17 protein-coding genes are annotated in these 24,484 nt (G+C 40.6%); all 17 read left to right on the forward strand.

Annotated elements, in window-relative coordinates:
• Nucleotides 1–22: 22 nt before the first annotated feature.
• Nucleotides 23–2,785 carry an ABC transporter ATP-binding protein/permease gene (locus OW157_RS00510; RefSeq protein WP_268751372.1) on the forward strand — a complete coding sequence of 921 codons (2,763 nt, stop codon included), beginning with the start codon at nucleotides 23–25 and terminating at the stop codon, nucleotides 2,783–2,785.
• Between the two features lie 350 nt (nucleotides 2,786–3,135).
• Nucleotides 3,136–6,315, forward strand: a complete 3,180-nt coding sequence (locus OW157_RS00515; RefSeq protein ID WP_268751373.1) for an SNF2-related protein — start codon at nucleotides 3,136–3,138, stop codon at nucleotides 6,313–6,315.
• Between the two features lie 155 nt (nucleotides 6,316–6,470).
• Complete coding sequence (rpsB, locus tag OW157_RS00520; RefSeq protein ID WP_268751374.1) at nucleotides 6,471–7,235, forward strand: 30S ribosomal protein S2; 765 nt, start codon at nucleotides 6,471–6,473, stop codon at nucleotides 7,233–7,235.
• 147 nt (nucleotides 7,236–7,382) lie between these two features.
• Nucleotides 7,383–8,258 (forward strand): translation elongation factor Ts, encoded by an 876-nt coding sequence (tsf, locus tag OW157_RS00525; protein ID WP_268751375.1) that lies wholly within the window; start codon nucleotides 7,383–7,385, stop codon nucleotides 8,256–8,258.
• 94 nt (nucleotides 8,259–8,352) lie between these two features.
• Nucleotides 8,353–9,081, forward strand: a complete 729-nt coding sequence (gene pyrH / locus OW157_RS00530) for a UMP kinase (RefSeq protein WP_268751376.1) — start codon at nucleotides 8,353–8,355, stop codon at nucleotides 9,079–9,081.
• 2 nt (nucleotides 9,082–9,083) lie between these two features.
• Nucleotides 9,084–9,644 carry a ribosome recycling factor gene (gene frr / locus OW157_RS00535; RefSeq protein WP_268751377.1) on the forward strand — a complete coding sequence of 187 codons (561 nt, stop codon included), beginning with the start codon at nucleotides 9,084–9,086 and terminating at the stop codon, nucleotides 9,642–9,644.
• Nucleotides 9,645–9,776: 132 nt separating this feature from the next.
• On the forward strand, nucleotides 9,777–10,535 hold the full coding sequence (locus tag OW157_RS00540) for an isoprenyl transferase (RefSeq protein WP_268751378.1): 759 nt from the start codon (nucleotides 9,777–9,779) through the stop codon (nucleotides 10,533–10,535).
• A gap of 15 nt (nucleotides 10,536–10,550) precedes the next feature.
• Nucleotides 10,551–11,342, forward strand: coding sequence for a phosphatidate cytidylyltransferase (locus OW157_RS00545; RefSeq protein ID WP_268751379.1), 792 nt, complete (start codon nucleotides 10,551–10,553; stop codon nucleotides 11,340–11,342).
• 18 nt (nucleotides 11,343–11,360) lie between these two features.
• Complete coding sequence (gene rseP / locus OW157_RS00550; protein WP_268751380.1) at nucleotides 11,361–12,626, forward strand: RIP metalloprotease RseP; 1,266 nt, start codon at nucleotides 11,361–11,363, stop codon at nucleotides 12,624–12,626.
• A 35-nt stretch (nucleotides 12,627–12,661) separates the two neighbouring features.
• Nucleotides 12,662–16,987 (forward strand): PolC-type DNA polymerase III, encoded by a 4,326-nt coding sequence (locus tag OW157_RS00555; RefSeq protein ID WP_268751381.1) that lies wholly within the window; start codon nucleotides 12,662–12,664, stop codon nucleotides 16,985–16,987.
• 487 nt (nucleotides 16,988–17,474) lie between these two features.
• A complete protein-coding gene (locus OW157_RS00560) occupies nucleotides 17,475–18,944 on the forward strand; it encodes a DUF1538 domain-containing protein (RefSeq protein ID WP_268751382.1) in 1,470 nt (489 codons plus the stop codon).
• A gap of 16 nt (nucleotides 18,945–18,960) precedes the next feature.
• Nucleotides 18,961–19,614 carry a P-II family nitrogen regulator gene (locus tag OW157_RS00565; RefSeq protein WP_268751383.1) on the forward strand — a complete coding sequence of 218 codons (654 nt, stop codon included), beginning with the start codon at nucleotides 18,961–18,963 and terminating at the stop codon, nucleotides 19,612–19,614.
• A 145-nt stretch (nucleotides 19,615–19,759) separates the two neighbouring features.
• Entirely contained in the window at nucleotides 19,760–20,239 is a 480-nt protein-coding gene (gene rimP, locus OW157_RS00570) for a ribosome maturation factor RimP (protein ID WP_268751384.1), read from the forward strand.
• A gap of 14 nt (nucleotides 20,240–20,253) precedes the next feature.
• Entirely contained in the window at nucleotides 20,254–21,633 is a 1,380-nt protein-coding gene (gene nusA, locus OW157_RS00575) for a transcription termination factor NusA (RefSeq protein WP_268751385.1), read from the forward strand.
• Between the two features lie 11 nt (nucleotides 21,634–21,644).
• Nucleotides 21,645–21,944: an RNase P modulator RnpM gene (rnpM, locus tag OW157_RS00580; protein ID WP_268751386.1), complete on the forward strand. Its 300-nt coding sequence runs from the start codon at nucleotides 21,645–21,647 to the stop codon at nucleotides 21,942–21,944.
• Nucleotides 21,934–22,218: a YlxQ-related RNA-binding protein gene (locus OW157_RS00585; protein WP_268751387.1), complete on the forward strand. Its 285-nt coding sequence runs from the start codon at nucleotides 21,934–21,936 to the stop codon at nucleotides 22,216–22,218. Before rnpM ends, OW157_RS00585 begins: the two co-directional genes overlap by 11 nt.
• A gap of 66 nt (nucleotides 22,219–22,284) precedes the next feature.
• The gene (gene infB / locus OW157_RS00590) at nucleotides 22,285–24,477 is read left to right on the forward strand and encodes a translation initiation factor IF-2 (RefSeq protein ID WP_268751388.1); all 2,193 of its coding nucleotides are present in this window, start codon (nucleotides 22,285–22,287) and stop codon (nucleotides 24,475–24,477) included.
• Nucleotides 24,478–24,484: the final 7 nt, after the last annotated feature.

Below are 24,484 nucleotides of genomic sequence, written 5' to 3' on the forward strand. Positions count from 1 at the left end.
AGAAAGAAGAAAAGGGGACAAGATGTTAGAACTCCAACATATTAATAAGTCATATACTACAGGTGAGTTTACCCAGCATGCCTTGGACGATATCTCACTGGCCTTTAGAGCAAATGAGTTTGTTTCAATATTAGGCGCCTCCGGATCAGGGAAAACGACCCTCTTAAATATTATTGGTGGTCTTGATCGTTATGATAGTGGAGATCTTAAGATTGATGGTCGGTCCACCAAGGATTATTCGGACCGTGATTGGGACACTTACCGTAATTATTCGATTGGTTTTGTCTTCCAATCCTATAATTTGATTGGCCACCAATCGGTATTAAATAATGTTCTCTTAGCATTGAAATTAGGGGGCTTATCCAAGGATGAGCAAGAAGATAAGGCTATCCAAGCCTTAGAAAAGGTGGGCTTAAAAGACCATATCCATAAGAAACCTAATCAGTTATCTGGTGGGCAGATGCAGCGGGTAGCCATTGCTCGGGCCTTGGTTAATGATCCTGAAATTATCCTAGCTGATGAACCCACAGGAGCTTTGGATTCCAAAACCTCTGTGGCTATAATGGATTTGCTCAAAGAAGTCGCCACAGATCGTTTAGTGATTATGGTGACCCATAATCCCGACTTGGCCGAAGAATATTCTAATCGAATTGTGCGTCTGACAGATGGGAAGATTACTTCAGATTCGCGTCCTTATGATATTTCTGAGGCGCAGCAAAGTGGTCAAGCCCCTGCTAAAAAGGCAGGCATGTCATTTTGGACCGCTATGGCCCTTTCCTTTAATAATCTTTGGGACAAGAAAGCCCGTACTTTATTAACTGCTTTTGCGGGGTCGATTGGGATTATTGGGATTGCTCTTATCCTAGCACTAGCAAATGGGGTGAGCGACTATATTAGCCAAGTTCAAGAAGATACTCTAGCATCTTACCCGATAACGATTCGCTCTGAAGAAATGGATTTGGCCAGCCTCTTTGAAATGGGCGAGTCTTTTTCTTCTGAAACTCAAGCAGCCATGGATGGCGACTTTGATGGTTTGAAATTGAATACCATGCAAATGGAAGCGGAAAATACCTTGACAGAAGGAGCCCAAGCCAATGACTTGACTGCTTTCAAAGAATTTTTAGAAAATAATGATCGAGCGCAATCCGCTATTGGTAAAAATGGGATTGACTATAAATACAATTTGAAATTCTCAGCCTATACTGAAGACAGTGAAGGTCAATGGATTAACACCGATGCTGTGGCTGAAGAGCACGACCAGCCAAGCTTTGGTGCCAACTTTTCGTTTTCAGGAGATGAGGATGAAACAGGAGAAAATTTCCAAGAAATGTTGACTGATGACAACCATGCGCCTAGTCCACTGATTAAAAATAATTATGATTTAGTGGCTGGTGACTGGCCTAATCAAGCCAATCAAGTGCTTCTAGTGACCAATCCCGATTATTCTCTGTTCCCTGAAGATGCCTTGTCACTAGGTTTGATTACTCAAGACCAATACGATGATATTCAATCAGCGGTTGAAGCAGGAGAGGAGACTATTGAAACCCCATTTACAGATGATCAAGTTTTAAACAAGACCTACCACCTCTTACCGACTGCTTATAACTATGAACAAGAAGATAATGATACTTTCACTTTATCTGAGGAAGAACCGAGTAAAGATAAGGTCAAAGACCAAGGCTATGAGATTGAGGTTGTGGGAATTATTACCCCAAATAATGAGCAAGCTACTTCTATTTTAAGGGGTCCACTTGTTTATACGGACCAGTTAACCAGTGAACTCGCTGATTTAACCGACCAGAGTCCAGTAGTCAAAGCGCAAAAAAATAACCCGGAAACTAATGTCTTAACGGGTACACCATTCCAAGCAGAAGGTGATGGGGAAAAGATTTCTCAAGCCCAAGACTATTTGAAAAACTTAGCCGATGACGAAAAAGCGATGGCCTTCTTTACTTATGTTGCTGATAATGACCAAAATCAAGCCGGTGCTGACAATGAAGCAGCCAGCGATGATAGCCAAGCCGCGATGCTAATGGGTGGACAAATACCTAATGTTTCAGCTAATGGGGATCAAGACACTAGCCCGATTGTCGGTTTATTTGATCAGTGGTTAGCTAATGATGCTAGCGACGAAGACTTCTTACAAGTTTATGATGATGCTTTAGCTGACTTTAATTATAATGATAATTTAGAAACATTTGGTTTGGTTGACTATGACCATCCAGAAGAAATTAATATTTATACGGATTCCTTTGATCAAAAAGATGAACTCAATCAGTTGATCACTGACTATAATAATGAAGTGGATGCTGAACAACAAATTACCTATACCGACTTTGTTGGCTTACTAACTTCATCAGTCGCTTCGATTATTAATGTAATTACCTATGTATTAGTCGGGTTTGTTTCAGTGTCATTGATTGTTTCGGCTATTATGATTGGAATTATCACCTACATTTCTGTTCAAGAGCGGACCAAGGAAATTGGTGTTTTACGCGCTTTAGGTGCTAGCAAGAACAATACTACAACCATGTTCATTGCAGAAAACTTACTAATTGGTCTAACATCAGGATTAGTGGGAATTGGCGTGTCGTACGCAATAATTCTTATCGCCAATTATGTGATCCATAATGTCTTTGACTGGCCAGATGTCTCTGCTTATCTATCATGGCCAGCTATCATGGCATTGATCCTCTTAGCGACTGTAATTACCGTCTTGGGTGGACTTTACCCAGCACGATCAGCAGCCAAAAAAGATCCAGTCACTGCTCTGCGTACGGAGTAGTGTCAGGATGAGAGGTATTTATGACAAGCTCAATTGCGACGTTAGATTATAAACAAAATAGCAATAGAGCCACTGTTTGAGAGGCTGGGATTTTTATCCCAGCCTTTTTGCTTTTCATCGCATCCTCATAGTCGAGCTCGCAATCGCAGGGCCGGCGTCCATTTCTGAATGAGCCATCAAAATGGCTGTTACCATTTTTTGTCTTTTTCGATATGGTCCGTCCCTTGTTGCGATTGACTTACATCCTGTTATTTCGTGATATTGTTGTGGAAACCCTTCACACTGCAGATTACTTGATTTAATGTTATAATTGAGAAATAGGAAATTGCGAATTCTGCGGGGTGTAAAGCATGAAATGGAGTATTGCTAGTAAAACAATGGAAGAAGGCCGTGAATTGGTCAACCAGGATCGTGTCATTAAACTGGTACCTGATGAAACGGAAACCGTGTGGCGAGCGGAAATCATTGACGACCAAACTTATAAGGTGATTCTAGATGGAACGGCCAAGGAAGAAGACTATTGTTCCTGTGATGCTTTTGCCAAGAAAGGTTATTGCAAGCATACAGTGGCCGCTGAATTATTCTTGCGCGAGTTAGGAATGACCCGGGTATTTAAATTTAATGATGAGTTAAGGCGCTATCCAGAAGTAGAAGATAGTGAGCCTTTGGTGGATACTTTGGTGGAAGAGTTTGACCAAGAATTTCAAGTGAGCAATAATCAGATGAATCAGCGGCCTAGTTTAACTCAACTTGCTATTACTATTGAAATATATAATGAAGCAGTTTCAGCCTTTCAAATTGATTATCATGATTTATTTTATTTACGGTTAAAAATAGGTCACCAAAGACAATATTACGTCACTGATTTGGAACAATTCTTTCACATTTTTAATGAACGAGGTCTATATACCTTGCCAAATCGTGAGCGAGAACAAGTTTTATTAAGTCCTTATTGTTTTGATAAAACGGCTTATGACTTTCTCAATCATTTGGCTAGAAACTATCAGTTTACTAATTTATTAGCCAGTAAGATGCTCCATGCGCCCGAGAGTAAAAACTTGAAACAGCGGTACTTCTTATCGGCTGATGAATTTACAGCATTAATCGCGCCAGATACAGCTAAGGCACTTGATATTAAGCTCATCATTGATCAAGAAGAATTACATCCTCACTTGAGTCAGGAAAAAGCTCAAGTCTTAGCAATCAATGATCAAGGAGAAAATTGGCAATTAAATTTTAACCCTAAAATTAAAATTTTCCAAAATTATGGCATTGCCGCCAGTGACCAAGGCATTATAGGGCTGAATTTATCTGCTAAAGAGTATAGTGCTTTGGATTTAGTTCACCAACAAATTGCTGAAAATGATTTCACCTTAGATTTAGATCAAGAAGATGCTCATGCCTTCCTTGCTTTGTTTGGCTATTTATTGACCAAATTAGGGACCATTAATGGTATAGCTGAGGATAAAATTTCAGCTTTAGCTGATCAACAAATTGTTGAATTAGTCTTTAATGCCCAAGCCAATGCCCTAGAGATTGCCGTCGTCTTTCATTATGGCGACTATCAAATAGGGAAGCGTTTGGGGGAGACAAAATTGCCTGATCAAGCCATTTTGTTTAGGGATTATCTCCAAGAAATCACGGTTGAAAATACTTTGATTTCTCTGGGCTTCTCTCCTCAAGGGGATATTTACCAGTCTGAATTTGCTTCAATCTCCCAAGCTATGGCTTATCTCAAGCGCTTATTGCATATGATGCCTGCTGATTGGGCTTATTCTTATACCGATAAATTAGCTGATTTAGACGCTGAAAATATCAACCCACGTTTACAGGTTAATAGCGATTCAGGGAACCGTTATTTGAGTATTGACTTCACTATTGATGATGTTGAGAGTGAGGAAGTGGACCGTATTCTAGCGGCCATTGTGAATGCCGAAGATTATTATCAAATGGATGATGGTCGAGTGCTCGATGTGCAAAATATTTTAGAAGACCAAGAAACGGACATGCTTAAACATCTCAATCAACAAAATGAGACTTGGCATAATGGGGATGTTGTTCCTATTTATCAAACCTTGCCATATGCCTCCGCCTTAAAAGGTCAAGAGCTCTTCCAACAATTTTATGATGAAGTGATTCATTCCAAAGACCACATGTCGGTTGATTTAAATGGCTTAAAAACCGACTTGGCCGATTACCAATTACAAGCGGTCAAATGGATGCAGGCTTTGGGTAAGTATCAATTAGGAGGGTTACTAGCCGATGAAATGGGGCTAGGGAAAACGGTGCAAACCATTGCCTTTATCTTATCTAGTTGGAACAACGACAAAGCGATACAAGGCTTAGTTTTAGCGCCAGCTTCTGTGCTTTATAACTGGGCCTATGAATTCCGTAAGTTTGCTCCTGACATCAAAGTGTTAGTGATTGATGGGTCAGCCCAAGAGCGAGAAGACTTACGGCAAACCGACCATACTGTGGCGATTACTTCTTATCAGAGTTACCGTAATGACAAGGACGCTTACCAAGAAACGATATACGATATCTTGGTCTTAGACGAAGCTCAGGCCATTAAAAATGAACGAACGATGCTTTATCAGTCTGTCGCAAAACAAGGCGCCTTAATGCGCTTGGCCTTATCAGGAACACCATTAGAAAATAATCTCAATGAATTTTGGGCCTTGATGCAGATTGTTTTACCTGGACTACTTCCAGAAGCTAAAAGCTACCAACAAATGGCTACGGAAGAAATCCGTCGTGTGGTCTCACCTTTCGTTTATCGTCGTACCAAGGAAGAGGTGGCCTTGGACCTACCTAATAAGGAAGTCACTGATCGTTATACCAAGTTGGAACGCGAGCAAAAAAATATCTACTTAGCTTATTTAGAAGATATTAAACATAAACTACAAGCCCATGATAAACAAGCCAATATGCATATGGATCTGTTGGCTGGAATTACCCGTTTGCGGCAAATTTGTTGTCATCCCAAATTGATTAATGCAGATTACCAAGGTGAATCTGGTAAGTTTGAATATTTCAAAGAGTCTTTAGATCGAGCATTAGATGCAGATAAATCGGTATTAGTTTTTTCTCAATTCACCTCTATGCTTAAATTAATGGAAGACCACTTACAAGCCATGGGCATTTCTTATTATTCAATTACCGGGAAGACCAAAAAGCAAGACCGTCAAGCTCAGGTGCAAGCCTTTAACCAAGGAGAGCGTAAAGTGTTCTTAATTTCCTTGCGGGCAGGGGGAGTCGGATTGAACCTAACGGGAGCAGATACTGTCTTCCTTTATGACTTATGGTGGAATCCAGCGGTTGAAGAACAAGCCATTGGTCGGGCCCACCGAATTGGTCAGACTCATGATGTAGAAGTTTATCGTTTTATTACTGAAGGGACCATCGAACAGCGAATTGCCGAATTACAAGAAGAGAAGCGTGTGCTTTTTGATGAACTCTTTGCTGAAGATGGATCAGCCAAACAATCACTTAGTCTTGAAGACTTACAATTCATCTTGGGGATTAATTAAATAACCCTTGTCATTAGAAGAGTAATTTGTTAGAATGATTTGGTGCCTATTGCACAGTAAATTCACACGCTATGGATGAAAACGCGTGGTGCTCAATAACGAGTGGCGTTTTTTAGAAGTAGCGGCGGAAAATAAACCAAATGGAGGAATTATTTATGTCAGTAGTAAGCATGAAACAATTATTAGAAGCTGGTGTACACTTTGGACACCAAACACGTCGTTGGGATCCTAAAATGGCCCCTTACATCTTCACTGAACGTAACGGCATTTACATTATCGATTTACAACAAACTGTGAAATTGATTGATGATGCCCATAACTTTGTACGTTCTGTTGCCCAAGATGATGGTGTGGTATTATTTGTCGGAACTAAGAAACAAGCACAAGATTCAATTGCCGATGAAGCCCAACGTGCAGGACAATACTATGTTAACCATCGTTGGTTAGGTGGTACCTTAACTAACTGGGAAACTATCCAAAAACGAATCGACTACCTAAAAAATATTGACCGTATGGAAGAAGACGGCACATTTGATGTTTTACCTAAGAAAGAAGTTGTTGGCCTTCTTAAAGAACGCGAACGTCTTGAAAAATTCTTGGGTGGTATCAAAGAAATGCCACGTATTCCAGACGTAATGTTTGTTGTTGACCCGCGTAAAGAAGCAATCGCTGTTGCGGAAGCACAAAAATTAAACATCCCTGTAGTAGCTATGGTTGATACTAACTGTGACCCAGATGATGTTGATTACGTAATCCCATCAAACGATGACGCTATCCGTGCCGTTAAATTAATTGCAGCAACTATGGCTGATGCTGTAATCGAAGGCCAACAAGGCGCTCAAGAAGAAGCTGAAGCAGAAATCACTGCTGAAGACTTTGAATCTGACGATGTTTTAGACAACGCTGAAGAAGTTGAATAAGCAAAGTCAAGTCTTGAAGTATCAAACATTATAGCGTAAAATAATGGTTAGAGTAGCTGGCTATCTTATAAGGTGCAAGCGGAAAAAGCTTCTCTTATAAGGTAGCCTTTTATTTAGACATAAATTACTTAGGAGGAATTTATTCAAATGGCAGTAACAGCTAAACAAGTAAAAGAATTACGTGACCGTACTGGTGTAGGTATGATGGATGCCAAGAAAGCATTGGTAGCCGTTGAAGGTGACATGGACAAGGCAGTTGACTACCTACGTGAAAACGGTCTTGCTAAAGCTGATAAAAAAGCAGACCGTATCGCCGCAGAAGGGTTAACTAAAGTTGTTGTTGATGGTAACGACGCTGCAATCGTTGAAGTTAACTCTGAAACAGACTTTGTTGCTAAAAATGACAAATTTATTGAAGTATTAAACAAAGTCGCTGAAAATATTTTAGCTAATAAACCTGCTGACCTTGATGCTGCTTTAAGCATTGATGTTGATGGGGAATCACTAGCAGACTACTTGCGTGAAGCAACTTCTGTCATTGGGGAAAAGATTTCTTTACGTCGTTTTGAAACAGTCACAAAATCCGATGACCAATCTTTCGGTACTTATGTTCACCAAGGTGGTCGTATTTCCGTATTAACCCTAGTTGAAGGTTCTGACCAATCTGTTGCTGAACAAGTAGCAATGCATGTTGGAGGAATGAAACCTCGCTTCCTTAACGAAGAAGACGTGCCTGCTGATGTTCGTGAACACGAAAAAGAAGTGTTAACTGAACAAGCCTTAAAAGAAGGAAAACCTGCTAATATCGTTGAAAAAATGATTGAAGGCCGCTTGAAGAAATTCTTCGCTGAAATTTGCTTAGTTGATCAAAAATTCTTACTAGATGATAGCCAAACTGTTAGCGAATTTGCAGCTGCCCATGATTCTAAAGTACTCTCCTTTGTTCGTTACGAAGTAGGGGAAGGTATGCAAAAACGTGAAGAAAACTTCGCTGATGAAGTAGCAAGCCAAATGGGTAAATAAGAATTCAGTAACGTGATAGAATGAGTTGGTTCATTCGAGAGACAAGGTTGGGAATGACAGCTCATTTCCAACCTTTTTTATAAGGAGCTAAATTATGGTAGAAGCAAAATATAAACGAATTGTTCTAAAACTGAGTGGGGAAGCCTTAGCTGGTAATGATCGTTTTGGCATTGATCCTGAAACAATGAAGAAAATTGCCCAGGAAATCAAAGAAGTACATGCACTGGGTATTGAAATTGCCATCGTTGTAGGTGGTGGTAATATCTGGCGTGGGATTACTGGTGAAGAAATGGGTATGGAACGCGCTCAAGCAGACTACATGGGGATGCTTGCCACAATTATGAATGCTTTAGGCTTACAAGATGTCCTAGAAAATATTGGTGTCCCTACTCGGGTACAAACCTCTATTGAAATGCGCCAAATTGCTGAACCTTACATCAGACGACGGGCTGAACGTCATTTAGAGAAAGGCCGGGTCGTTATCTTTGCGGCTGGAACAGGGAACCCTTACTTCTCAACGGATACTACCTCTGCATTAAGGGCGGCCGAAATCGATGCCGATGTCATCTTAATGGCCAAAAATGGTGTTGATGGGGTGTATTCAGCCGATCCTAAGAAAGACGCCTCAGCTGAAAAATATACCGAATTAACCCATTTAGAAATTATCAACAAGAACCTACAAGTAATGGATTCGACTGCTAGTTCATTAAGCATGGATAACCATATTCCTCTTGTCGTCTTTAACCTCAATGAAAGCGGAAATATTAAGCGCGTTGTTTTAGGCGAAGCCATTGGAACAACAATTTCAGATAAGGAGTCATAATTATGGCAATTGAAAATTTATTAAATGAAACCAAGAAGCGTATGCAGAAAAGTGAAGACTCCCTACAACGGGAACTGAACCGTATTCGGGCAGGTGTGGCTAACGCCTCATTGTTAGACGGGATTAATGTTGATTACTATGGAGCACCAACCCCTCTTAATCAATTAGCCACCATTTCGACTCCCGAGCCTCGGATGTTGATGATTACACCTTATGATAAATCCTCTCTAGGAGAAATCGATAAGGCGATTCAAATGTCAGATATTGGTATCCCGCCAACAAACGATGGTAATGTTATCCGCCTAACTATCCCAGCCTTGACCCAAGAACGTCGGCAAGAATTAGTGAAATTAGTAGGGCGTGACTTAGAGGATGGTAAGATTGCTGTCCGTAATATTCGTCGTGATGCCATGGATGAAGTTAAAAAAGCAGAAAAAAATAATGAACTCACTAAAGATGACGTTCGCAACTATGAAGATGACATTCAAAAATTAACTGATGCCAGTGTTAAAAATATGGAAACTATCGCTGAAAATAAAGAAAGCGAAATTCTTAATGTCTAGTTGGTCAGAATAGCCACTATTCAATGACTCCAGTAAAGTGCTTACACTTTTCTGGAGTTTTTTTAATAACATTTTAGTATTTTTTGTGCCCTATCTTTGATACAATGGGTTAAGTAAGTTCGGGGGGATAGTATGGACCAATTAAATGAAATCAAGGAAACATTACCAATTCCTAACCATGTTGCTGTTATTATGGATGGAAATGGACGTTGGGCCCAAGAGCGCGGTCAAAAACGCACAGAAGGCCATTATGAAGGGTTGATGGCTTTACGACGTGTCGTTATTGCAGCACATAAACTAGGCGTCAAGGTTTTAACGGCCTATGCTTTTTCAACTGAAAATTGGCGGCGTCCAGCCCAAGAGGTCAACTATCTGATGCAATTACCTAAAATATTAAATGATGAAATTTTACCTGATTTAATTAAAAATAATGTTCAGGTACGTTTGTCCGGCGATTTGAGTGCGGCTCCGAAATTGACCCAATCCTATATCAAGAATGCCTTAGAAAAAACCAAAAATAATACTGGTCTTATCTTGAATATCGCCTTTAATTATGGCTCACGTAATGAAATCACCCAAGCTGTCCAGACCATTGCTAAAGAGGTTGAAACTGGGGAACTTAAGCCTAAAGCTATTGATGAAACTGTCATTAGCCAACATTTGATGACGGCTCAATTAGGGGATTATGCTGATCCAGACTTCTTGATTCGTTCCAGCGGCGAAGTCCGGTTAAGTAATTATCTGCTATGGCAGCTAGCTTATGCTGAGCTTTATTTTGTTGATACTAAGTGGCCAGATTTTGATGAGGAAGTTTTTAAGGAGTGTATTCTTGAATACCAACGTCGGCATCGGCGCTTTGGTAAGACTTCAGAACAAATTAACAGTAAATAGGAAGGAGGCAGGGTGATGAGACAAAGAGTGATCACTGCCATCATTGCCTTGGCAGTGTTTTTACCCTTATTGATTATGGGTGGCTGGGCTTTTGAGTGCTTGGTTGTTTTTATGGGTATTGTGACAGTTAGCGAGTTGATCCATATGGCTAAGTTGCCCTTATGGACTATAGAATCTTTTTTGACCATACTGATTACTGTCCTATTGATTTTACCCAGTAAGTATATGGCCAGCTTGCCCAATGATATTGACCAAATGATTGTCTATTATGCGGGCACTGTGCTCTTATTGTATATTTCTGTTTTTGCACCACAAAGAGTCAACTTTCAGACGGTAGGGACCTTATCTTTGAGTGCTTTATATGTCGGTAGGGGCTATCATTTTCTTATCGAAACACGTCATTATGGCTTAATGCCCTTAATTTTTGTCATGGTTTTAGTGTGGGGAAATGATTCCTTTGCCTATATTGTGGGGCGTAAGTTAGGTCATACGCCATTAGCACCAGATATTTCACCTAATAAAACCGTGGAAGGATCTATTGGTGGTATTATTGGCGCCTTTGCCTTATCTTCCTTATTGTTGGCCTTTGATAATTTCTTTGGCATCACGATTTGGCAAAACCTGATTGTAGTGATTTTAATCGGTTTCATTGGTCAATTAGGTGATTTGGTAGAATCCGCGATTAAACGGTATTATGGCGTCAAGGATTCTGGCAAAATCCTTCCTGGTCATGGTGGACTATTAGACCGTTTTGATAATATGTTAATTTCTTTGCCAATGTTTTATTTTATAATTTCATTCTTTTAGTAAAAAGGGGTTAGTCTTATGCAATCTATAGTGGCATTTATTCTTATCTTCTCAATAATTGTCATTTTTCATGAGTTTGGTCATTTTTATTTTGCCAAACGTGCCAATATTTTAGTGAGAGAATTTTCAATTGGTATGGGGCCAAAAATTTACCATTATCAAGGTGATGAAACCACTTATACCTTAAGACTATTGCCTATTGGGGGCTATGTTCGGATGGCTGGTCTAGACGAAATGGCGGAAACAATTGAGCGTGGGATGCAATTAATTTTAGAAACAGATAGTGATGGTCAAGTAGAAACGATTTCTTTAGCCACTGACCAGCAAAACTATAATGGCTTACCGATCGAAGTATTTGCTAGCGATTTAGAGGATGAAATGTTTATCGAAGGAATTCCCTTTGGTCAAACAGACGTAAGACGTTTTCGAGTGAGTCGTACGGCCAATTTAGTTGAAGCAGATGGGACTATTATTAAGGTTGCTCCTAGCGATCGACAATTTCAATCGGCGTCAATTTGGCAACGTATGCTGACTAATTTTGCGGGGCCGATGAATAATTTTATTTTGGCTGTTTTAGCCTTTATTCTATTAGGTTTCTTCCAAGGAGGAGTGCCTACTAATGATCCTGTCATTGGCGATGTGGTTGATTCAAGTCCGGCTGCTGATGCTGGTCTGCAAGCAGGAGATCAAATTACAGAAATTGCTGGCCAATCGATTGATTCTTTTGCCGCGATTGGCGATGCTGTTTCCAATCACCCCAAAGAAGAATTAGACTTGACCTATCAACGCGATGGTAAGGAGCATAGCATTACTGTGACGCCAACAGCTGCTCAAGCTAGTGATGGAAGTCAGATAGGCCAACTGGGCGTGACCCCAAGTCAAAGTATGAACCCATTAACCATTATTGCTGCTGGTTTTCAACGGGCATGGGCTATAATCGCTATGGTGTTTGCTGTTATCGGCTCAATGGTCAAAAATGGCTTCGATATTAATAATTTTGGGGGGCCAGTTTATATGTACCAAGCGACTTCCCAGGTGGTTTCTATGGGATGGTTAGGTTTACTGTCCTGGTTAGGGGCATTGAGTGTTAACTTGGGTATTGTTAATCTCTTACCTATTCCAGCCTTAGATGGTGGGAAACTAGTTTTGAATCTTATTGAATTAGTCCGTGGTAAGCCACTTTCTCATAAGATAGAGGCTTATATCAATATAGTCGGTGTGGTTTTAGTTTTCTTATTAATGATTGCAGTGACTTGGAATGATATTATGCGCTTCTTCGGCTAAATAAGAGTGAAATCGTCAAGTAATGGGAGGCTATTATGACACAAGCAAATCAAGAAAAATTCCAAATTTTATTGAAACAATTAAATTGGTCCCCAACAGATGAAAACTTGCAAGCTGGCGCTATTGAGAATGTGACTCTACACACGCAATCTCGGGTTTGGCAGTTTGATTTAAAATTTCCCCAACGCTTAAGTGCTGGGGTTTTTAAATCCCTAAGCGACAAGCTTGCCAGTGATTTTACACCTGGCTTTGCCCATATGCGTATTAGTGTGGATAATGACCAAGAATACAGCCAAGAAGAGGTCTTGGATTATTGGCCCTTAGTTATTCAGCGGGCGAACATCTCAAATGGCTTAACTCGGCAAATATTCTCGGCCCAGTTGCCAAGTTTTGAAGATGGTCGGTTTATTATCCGTACTGATAATCGCCAGGTCAAAGACTTGGTCGAGGCCAATTACCTTGAAGTGGTTCAGCAAAATTATCGTTTGGTGGGTTTTCCTAAGCTTAGCTTTGCAGTGATTGTAGACCAAGACACTGCTAACGATCGTCAGGAAAATTTCCAATCCCGACAAGAAGCCATTATGCAAGAGCAACAAAAGATTGCTCAAGCGGCCAACAAACGGCAAAAAGAAATGGCGCAAAGTCAAGCGACTAATGATCAAGCAATTAAAGTAGATAAGATTGCCATCGGAAAGCCAGTCCCCGGTGACGATCGCTTACAGGCTATGAATACTTATGTTGAGGAACAACGCCAAGCCGTCATGGAAGGGGTTGTTTTTGCTGTTGAGATTAAGACCTTGAAAACGGGCCGACAAATTTTGAAGATGAAACTCTCTGATTATACTTCAGCCTTTATTGTCCAAATGTTCTCCAAAAATGATCAAGACAAAGCCATATTTGCGGCGATTAAGGAGGGCATGTGGATGCGGGTTCGCGGTGACATTCAAATGGATGACCGCTTCGAACGTGATTTTGTGGTGACGGCTAGAGATTTTGAAGAAGTAAAAAAATCTAAACGTCAGGATTCTGCGCCCGAAGACCAAAAACGGGTGGAACTCCACCTTCATACCAATATGTCGATGCTGGATGCCACTAATTCCATTTCTGATTTAGCTGAACAAGCCAAGGCCTGGGGACATGAAGCCATCGCAGTCACTGATCATTCCGCCTTACAAGCCTTTCCTGAAGCTTCAGCGGTGGCCAAGGAAACCGGTCTAAAAATGATCTATGGGGTGGAAGCCAATATTGTTGATGACGGAGTTCCTATTGCCTATAATCCGCAAGATATTGACCTAGGCGAAGCCACTTATGTTGTTTTTGACGTGGAAACGACTGGACTTTCTGCCGTTTATGACCAAATCATTGAATTAGCAGCAGTTAAAATGCACCGGGGTAATGTCATTGACCAGTTTGAAGAATTTATTAATCCTGGGCATCCCTTATCATCTACCACCATTAATTTAACAGGAATCACTGATGCTATGGTAGCTGATGCCAAGCCTGGACAAGAAGTGATGCAAGCCTTTAAGGACTGGTCAGAGGACACCATTTTAGTGGCGCACAATGCCAGTTTCGACATGGGCTTCTTAAATACGACTTACCGCCGTATGGGGATTGAAGAAGCAGAGAATGCGGTAATTGATACCTTAGAATTATCGCGCTTTTTACACCCACAAATGAAATCACACCGTTTAAATACCTTAGCCAAACACTATAATGTGGCCTTGGAACAACATCACCGCGCAGTTTATGACTCTGAAACGACGGGTGCTCTGTGTTGGATATTCTTGCAAGAAGCGAAGGATAATCATGATATTACTAACCACCAAGATTTAAACAAAAACGTGGGTAGTGGTGATGCTTATAAACGAGCGCGTCCTTTCCATGCCACCATACTGGCAAAAAATCAAACTGGTTTGAAAGATCTCTTCAAATTGATTTCCGCCGCTAATGTTAAATATTACTACCGGACGCCACGTATACCGCGGTCATTGTTAGCTGAACATAGGGAAAACTTGTTGATTGGTTCGGCTTGTTCAGAAGGGGAAGTCTTTGAAGCCATCATGCAAAAAGGTAAGAGTGAGGCTATTGATAAGGCCAAATTTTATGATTATTTAGAAATTATGCCTAAAGGAATTTATCAACCCCTAATCCAAGAAGAGCAAATCCGTGATGAAGCGACCTTAGAAGACATCATGAAAACCTTGCTTGAGGTTGGTCAAGAAGCTGAAAAGATGGTTGTGGCGACTGGCAATGTGCATTATTTGAATCCTGAAGACAAAAAATATCGGGAGATTTTAATTCATTCAGTGAAATCAAATCGGACCCGTTTCTTCCCAGAAGCCCATTTCCGGTCAACCGATGAAATGTTGGCAGACTTCGCCTTTTTAGGGGAAGATGTGGCCCAGCAAATTGTGGTTGAAAATTCCCAAGCCATTGCTGCTGAAATCGAACCGGTTGAACCCTTAAAAGATAAGCTCTATACGCCTTCAATCGAGGGAGCAGAACAACAAATTACCGAAATGTCTTACAACCAAGCCAAGGCTATTTACGGGGAGGATTTACCTGAGATTATCGAAAAACGTTTGGAAAAAGAACTTTCCTCAATTATTGGTAATGGTTTCTCAGTAATCTATTTGATTTCACAAAAATTAGTTAAAAAATCTAATGATGATGGTTATATTGTAGGGAGCCGGGGATCAGTAGGGTCTTCATTTGTGGCTACAATGATGGGAATCACTGAGGTTAATCCCTTATCACCACATTATGTATGCCCGGACTGCCATTACAGCTATTTCTTCACTGATGGGAGTGTAGGGTCAGGTTTTGATCTAGAGGATAAGGCCTGTCCTCAGTGTGGAGCCATGATGAAGAAGGATGGCCAGGATATTCCTTTTGAAACTTTCTTGGGCTTCAAGGGGGATAAGGTGCCTGATATCGATTTAAACTTCTCAGGAGAGTATCAATCGCGTGCCCATGCCTATACCAAGGTCCTTTTTGGGGAGGATAAGGTGTTCCGGGCAGGGACAATCGGTACAGTGGCAGAAAAAACAGCATTTGGTTATGTTTTAGGCTATGATCGGGATAACAATTTAAATCTTCGTAAAACCGAAAAAGAATTCTTTGCCCAAGGTGCTACTGGCGTCAAACGAACCACCGGACAGCACCCAGGTGGGATTATTGTTATTCCTGAATATATGGACGTCTTTGATTTTACACCTATCCAATACCCAGCTGATGACCAATCGGCTGAATGGCGTACCACACACTTTGACTTCCATTCCATTCATGATAATGTCCTCAAACTAGATATTCTAGGCCACGATGATCCGACTATGATTCGTAAACTCCAAGATTTATCAGGAATTGCGCCCACTGATATTCCTGTAGATGATCCTTCTGTTTATGAACTATTCAATGGGACAGAAATCTTAGGTGTGAGTCCAGAACAAATCTACTCTAAGACCGGCACATTAGGCATTCCGGAATTTGGGACCGGCTTTACTCGCCAAATGTTAGAAGCCACCAAACCTACTACCTTTGCGGAATTACTTCAAATTTCTGGTCTTTCTCATGGGACTGACGTATGGCTTGGTAATGCTGAGGTTCTCGTCCGTGAAAAGGGGCTTCCTTTATCAGAAGTGATTGGTTGCCGGGACGATATTATGGTTTATCTTCTACATAAAGGCTTGCCAGAATCTGATGCCTTCCAAATTATGGAAAAAGTGCGTAAAGGGAAAGGCTTATCTGATGAACATAAAGCCATTATGCGTGAGCACGATGTTCCTGAATGGTATTTGGAATCTTGTGAGAAAATTAAGTACATGTTCCCTAAAGCCCACGCTGCAGCTTACGTCTTAAATGCCATGCGAGTCGCTTGGTTTAAGGTCCACCATCCAATCTGGTACTATTGTGCCTTCTTATCTGTACGGGCTCATGACTTTGACTTAGTTGCAATGACTAATGGCTTACAAGCAACCAAGGCGCGTATTAAAGAAATTCACGATAAGGGCAATGAAGCTACTAATAAAGAAAAGGCCACTTTGGTTATTTTGGAAATCGTTAATGAAATGCAAGAGCGGGGCATAGAGATGAAAATGGTTGATATTGACAAATCTGATGCTATGGAATTTGTAATTCTCGATGACCATACCCTATTAGCTCCATTTAGAGCCGTTGATGGTCTAGGTAATAATGTCGCCCGCCAAATCGTTGCGGCCCGAGAAGAATCAGAATTTTTATCCAAAGAAGACCTACAAAAACGCGGTAAAGTTTCCAAAACTCTAATCGAGTACATGAGTGAAAACCACGTCCTCGACGCCTTACCCGACCAAAACCAACTTAGCCTCTTTGACTTTTAAACTAAGGATGTGAGCAAAAGCGGTAAGAGCGAGAGATTTGATCCAATAGGCAAAAGATATGAACTTAAATCTTTTAGCCTATTGGACAAATATCCGAAGCTCTTGCTTTTCAAAGCCCAACTAGCAAATAAAAAATCCTCTATTATAAAAAGGCTGGGAGTTGTCTTCCAGCCTTTTTGCTAAACTAAATTTTCCACTGTTATAAGTCAAATAATATCTGTATTAGGACAGAAAAAGTGAATAAATTCTGGTTTTTCATGCAAATTATTTTACAAGTATGCAAAAATTGTTATAAGATATAAGGTGAGGAGTTTATTTATTTAAAATATTGAGAATTGACCGATTATTCATAAGAGTAGTAAAGGTCAAAAAATGCATAGTCACTAACTTGCTAAATTGCTTTGCCAGTGTTTAGCAAGTTAGTATTATCGTGCTCAAATTTTTGATAAGTAAATATCACAAGAAATCATTTGTAAGGAGGAGTTTAATGGAGTTACTGGCTGATAAATTAAAAGAGATTTTATCATCGGTTTTACCCATTGTTGTTATCGTGGCCATTCTATCCTTGACACTTGTGGATGTGTCGGGAGAAATGATGGCACGTTTTATCATTGGGGCCGTGTTTTTAATCTTTGGATTAACCATTTTCTTATTTGGAGTCGACGTAGGGATGTCGCCAATTGGTGATTTGTTGGGACGTTTTATGACCCAACAATCATCTAACTATATCGCATTGTTTATTGCTTTTGTGATTGGTTTTGGGGTAACGGTCGCCGAACCAGACCTTCTAATATTAGGGAATCAAATTGCAGATGCTACTGGAGGAACTTTTTCTTCTAGTTTTATTGTTGGAATTGTCTCAATAGGTGTCGGGATTATGATAGCATTTGGTGTTTTACGGGTTATTAAATCTTTCTCAGTGAAGTATTTTTTCTTAATTGTCTATGCCGTCATTGCCATCTTGTCCTTATTCGCAACTAATGAATTTATGGCTATGGCTTTTGATGCTTCTGGAGCAACCACTGGGGCTTTAACCACTCCGTTTATTCTAGCAATCGGAGCTAGTGTTTCCCAACGTAAGGGTGGTGCTAAAGCAGAGAATGATTCCTTTGGTTTAGTTGGAGCAATGTCAACAGGACCAATTTTAGCTGTATTAATTTTATCGATTATCCAAGGTGGCCAGTTTGAAGGATCAGGTGAAGCTTACCAATACACAGAGGGAATCTTTGCTCCTTTCATTTATGCTTTTGGGCATACTTTCTTTGAATCGTTATTTGCGTTAATTCCTATTATTTTGGCTTTTGTTTTCATTAATTATCGTTATTTGAAAATCTCCAAGCAAAAATTAGCCGATATTTTCAAAGGGGTCGCCTATACTTTGATTGGTTTAACTCTATTCTTGATTGGGGTAAACCAAGGATTTATGGATATGGGACGTTTTATGGCGACTGACTTAGCTAACAATCACAGTAATCTCTTGCCATGGATTGGTTTAGTGATGGGATTAGTTGTTGTTTTAGCTGAACCAGCTGTCCATGTCTTAGGTGAGCAAGTTGAAGATGTCACTGGTGGTTACGTTAACTCTAATGTCTTATTACTAGCCCTATCAATTGGAGTTGGCCTAGCCCTTGCCTTCTCAATGCTAAGAATTATGTTACCTGCTGTGCAGTTATGGCACTTCCTCTTGCCAGGATTTGCTTTGGCAATTATTTTATCCTTTGTCGTTCCTGACCTCTTTACTGGTATTGCTTTCGATGCTGGCGGAGTGGCTTCAGGGCCTATGACGGCAACCTTTATCCTAGCCTTTTCCCAAGGGGTAGCGGATACTTTGCCACAGGCCAATGTCTTGGTGGATGGCTTCGGAATTATCGCTATGGTGGCTATGATTCCAGTTGTTATGATTCAAATATTAGGCTTGATATTTAAGCTTAGAACACGTAAAGTAGATGCGAACTAAGGGGAAGGAGATGCACATGCAATATCCAGTTGTATTACTAGGTATTTTAAAAGATGGCCAAGGCTCTAAAATGTTGACCGCTTCTAAAGAAGGTGGGTCAACAGGTGGGATTGTCATTCGTGCCCAAGGAACCTTGAGCAATAAAATTATGAATATGTTAGGCTTACATGATCGTAAAAAAGAAATGTTTTTTACGCTAATCCCTAAAGATATGGAAGATAAAATGCACCACTATTTAGATGAGCGTATGAATATGAGTAAAAAAGGACACGGTGTCTTGTTTTCCCTTGATACCTCTAGTGTCATAGGTAACCACGGTCAAGATTATGAATATGAGGAGAGTGAAAGCAATATGACAGGCCATCAATTAATTGTTACCATTGTTGATCGCGAATTTGGAGATGACGTTGTACAAGCAAGTCGTGAGGCTGGTGCTCATGGGGCAACTATTCTCCATGGACGAGGAACAGGTACTGGCGAATTTTCGAAATTATTTAATGCCCATATTGAACCCGAAAAAGAAGTGGTTGTTATGGTTGTAGATGGTGACAAATGTAAACAAATATCTGACAAGATTGTTGAAGAGTTAGATATTCGCGCCCAAGGTAAGGGCTTATTATTCTCAGTGAATGTTAGCCAAGCGACAGGCTTATTTGAAGCCGATGAGTGATAAAAGGCTTGAACTAGGCCTTCGCTTGTCAAGTAATGGAAATTATGTTATATTACTAGTGTAGTTTATTGACTAGTATTGGAGTGAGCGGGAACGCTCACTCTTTTTCATGAAATCATGATTTTCGCTGGAAATGGAGGATAAGATGGCAAAAATTACCGATCAAGTATCTAAATTAGCGCAACCGATTTTAGCAGACTTAGGTTTTGAATTATACGATGTTGAGTATGTTAAGGAAGGCAAAGCATGGTTCTTGCGTGTTTATATTGATAAGCCGGAAGAGGGAGGGATCTCTCTTGATGACTGTGTCTTAGCTAGTGAGCATCTTTCCCAAGCCATTGACCAAGAAGGCGATGATTTCATCAAAGGAACTTACTATCTAGAGGTATCTTCACCGGGTGCCGAGCGTCCTTTGAAAACTGAAGAACAAGTCAACCAAGCCATTGGTGAATGGGTATATGCGTCTTTCTATCAAGCCATTGATGGTGAAAAAGATATCCAAGGACGTCTCTTGGCCAATGAAGAAGACCATTATATCATTGAGAAAAAAGTTAAAACTAGACGCCAAGAAGTAAGCGTACCTAAAGACAAGGTCTCCTTGTTGCGTTTAGCCATCGAATTTTAGAAAGAGGGAAGATAATGAGTAAAGAATTACTAAATGCTCTATCTGTGCTTGAAGAAGAAAAAGGAATAAAACCTGAAGTAGTGATTGATGCCCTAGAAACGGCCTTAATTACTGCTTATAAACGAAACTACCAACAAGCGCAAAACGTGGAAGTCTCCTTCGATGAGAAGAAAGGGAACTTTAAGATTTATGCGATCAAAGAGGTCGTCGATATGGTCTTAGACTCTCAGTTAGAAGTTTCTTTAGAAGATGCCCATAAAATTAATACGGCTTATGAAGTGGGGGACACCATTAAATTTGAAGTGACCCCATCTGACTTTGGTCGTATTGCGGCCCAAACGGCGAAGCAAGTGGTTATGCAACGGGTTCGGGAAGCAGAACGTAGTATTATTTATGATGAATTTATTGATTATGAAGATGATTTAATTTCTGGTGTGGTGGAACGGCAGGATCGACGTTATGTCTATGTTAACTTGGATAAAATTGAAGCGGTCTTAACACCAGAAGGACAAATTCCTGGCGAAAGTTTCCAAGCTCATGACCGTATCCAAGTTTATATTGAACGGGTAGAAAATACGACTAAGGGACCGCAAATCTATGTGTCTCGCAGCCATCCCAACTTGTTGAAACGTTTGTTTGAACAAGAAGTACCAGAAATCTATGATGGCACTGTTGAAATCAAAGCCATTGCCCGTGAAGCGGGTGACCGGTCTAAATTAGCGGTTTACTCTGTTGATCCTAATATCGATCCAGTGGGAACTTGTGTAGGCCCTCGCGGACAACGGGTCCAAGCAGTGGTCAATGAACTTAAAAATGAGAACATGGATATCATCCAATGGAGTGAAGACCCGGCGGAATTTATTGCCAATGCTTTGAATCCATCTGAAGTCTTGGCTGTGCACTTTGTTCCTGGTGAGCAATCTTGTATCGTGGTTGTGCCTGATAATCACTTATCATTAGCTATTGGTAAACGTGGCCAAAATGCTCGTTTAGCGGCTAAATTAACCAACCATAAAATTGATATTAAGTCTGAAAGTGACTTTGCTGAATACGAACAAAGTGATGAATATCAAGAACGCTTCTTCCCAAAAACAAATGAAGCTGAAGATATTCTAGACGATGGGTCAGACCAGGGCATTGAACCAAGTGAAGAAGAATTAATCGCTGAAGCAGCTGATTTAGAGGCATTGAGCGATGAAGACTTAAGTGCGGATGACTTTTTAGAAGAACAAAATGTCGCAGAAGGTAATATGGGTCCTGAAGATGTGGAAGAGGCCATTGATGAAATCGACCATGATCCTGAGCAGTCTTATGATGATTTGTTAGACGCTCAAGACCAAGAAACACCTGCTGATGAAGCAGCCAAAGCCACTGACGACTTAGATTTAGAATAGGGGGCATAAGCATGAAACAAAGGAAAATTCCAATGCGTAAGTGTGTTGTTTCCAATGAAATGTTTCCTAAGAAAGAATTGGTGCGTATTGTTCGTACTCCTGACCAAGAAGTCGTCATTGACCCGACTGGTAAGCAAAATGGTCGTGGCGCTTATGTGTCATTAGGTCCAGAGATTGTGCAAAAAGCTTGGGACAAGCATCTCTTGGACCGCCATCTCAATGTTAAGGTGTCTGATGATTTCTATGCAGAATTAAAAGAATATGTGGCACACCAAAAGGCCCGTAAGGAATTATTTGCTGATGAATCCTAAACTCAATAGTTTGGGTTTGGCCCAAGTCGCTGGTAAACTAGTTTCTGGGGAAGCATTAGTCATTAAAGCAATCCAGAGACAGGAAGCCAAGCTGGTATTTTTGGCAAATGACTGTAGCCCAACGACCAAGAAAAAAATAAAGAATAAAAGTTCATATTATGACGTCCCACTCGTTGAAGAGTATACAACGATGGAAATTAGCCAGGCTTTAGGTAAAAAACGCTCATTGGTTGCTTTAACCGATCAGGGTTTTGCTAAACGTTTTATCCATTAAATATCAGACGATCAGGAGAGAAAAATGATATGAGAAATTAGAGAATAGATTAAGGACGGTGATGGCATGTCAAAAAAACGTGTCTATGAATTTGCGAAAGAATTAGAGCTTTCAAGTAAAGAAGTATTGGATATCGCTCAAGAGGCTGGATTAGATTTCTCTAGTCACATGGCTAGTATGGATGCTGACCAAGAAGCAAGCCTCAAAAATTATATGAAGAAAAAACAAGCTGACCAAGAAAAGTCTGCCGACCAAGCCAAGGCTGATAAAGACTCTGCTAACAAGCAAGCATCAGGCAAATCTGCTAAGGGTAAAGCCGATAAAGGGCAAAACCAACATAAAGCAGGCAAAAACTCAGACGAACATGCAGATAAAAAGGGCAAGAAAGCAGACAAGAATAAAAATAAAAAAGACAACAAAAAGCAAAAGGGAGCCAAAAATAAAAACAAAAACCACAATCAAAATAACCAAGCGCCAGCACGTCCTAAAAAAGAAAAGGCCTTGCCAGAAAAAGTGGTCTATAAAGAAGGTATCACCGTTGCAGAATTAGCTAAGAAATTACACCGTGAACCTGCTAAACTGGTAAAAGACCTCTTTATGATGGGGGTTCCTACCAATCAAAACCAATCACTTGGTAGTGATGAAGTTGAAATTATTCTTGCAGAATATGGTGTCGAGGCAGAACAAGAAGTGGTTGTTGACCCATCTGATTTTGACCATTATTTTGAAGAAGCAGAAGCAAGCCAAGATGGTTTAGTGAGTCGGCCACCAGTTGTCACGATTATGGGACACGTCGACCATGGTAAAACAACCTTATTAGACTACTTGCGTAAGGCTAATGTCACTGAAGGTGAAGCAGGCGGAATTACCCAACATATTGGTGCCTACCAAGTGAAGTCAGATGACCGCCTAGTGACCTTCCTTGACACACCAGGTCATGCGGCCTTTACAACCATGCGTGCGCGAGGTGCGGATGTTACTGATATTGTCGTGATTGTTGTAGCAGCTGATGATGGAGTAATGCCTCAAACAGTGGAAGCCATTAACCATGCTAAGGCTGCTGAAGTGCCAATTATTGTGGCAGTCAACAAGATTGATAAACCAACTGCAAATCCGCAACGGGTGATGCAAGAATTATCTGAATACGGTTTAATTTCTGAAGACTGGGGTGGCGACACTATCTTTGTCGAAATCTCAGCAAAATTCGGTCAAAACGTTGATGAACTATTAGAAATGATCTTGTTAGTGGCTGATGTTGAAGAATATCAGGCTAGCTCTGATCGCTTAGCTTTAGGTTCCGTTATTGAAGCACGTTTAGATTCTTCTAAAGGACCAATTGCTACATTGCTTGTTCAACATGGGACCTTACATACCGGTGATTCCTTAGTTGTAGGAGATACCCATGGCCGTGTACGGGTTATGGCTGATGACTCTGGACGCCGGATTAAAACAGCTGGACCATCTACGCCGGTGGAAATTACAGGTTTACAAGCCAGTCCAGAAGCTGGTGACCGTTTCGTTGTCTTTGAAGATGAAAAAACGGCTCGTGCGATTGGTGAAGAACGGGCTTCACGGGCTCAAGAACGTCGGCGTCAAGTCACCCATCATGTGACTCTAGACAACTTATTTGAAACTCTGCAAGAAGGCGAACTCAAATCCGTTTCGGTTATTATCAAAGCAGACGTACAAGGATCCGCAGAAGCCTTATCAGCTAGTTTACAAAAAATTGAAGTTGAAGGTGTTAAGGTAGACATCGTTCACTCTGCTGTTGGGGCTATCAATGAGGCTGATATTTCCTTGGCCCAAGCTTCAGGTGCCATTGTTGTTGGATTCAACGTCCGTCCTACCCCTCAAGCGCGTGAACAAGCGAGTCAAGATGGTGTTGATATTCGTCTACATAATGTGATTTACAATGCCATTGATGAAATTGAAACAGCCATGAAGGGCTTACTTGATCCAGAGTACGTTGAAGAAGTCACTGGTATGGTACAAATTCGTGAAACTTATAAAGTATCTAAAGTAGGGACCATTGGTGGGGCTTACGTAATGGACGGCTATATCGAACGGCATTCAGGTGTTCGTGTCATTCGTGATAACATCGTCATTTATGAAGGTGAACTTGCTTCCCTTAAACGTTTCAAAGACGATGCCAAACGCGTTGATAAAGGTTATGAATGTGGTTTAATGATTGAAAACTATAATGATATTCAAGTCGATGATATGATTGAAGCCTATCATATGGTTGAAGTAAAAGGATAAGGTGAAG

It is taken from the genome of Aerococcus kribbianus (assembly GCF_026805545.1).
Taxonomy (GTDB): domain Bacteria; phylum Bacillota; class Bacilli; order Lactobacillales; family Aerococcaceae; genus Aerococcus; species Aerococcus kribbianus.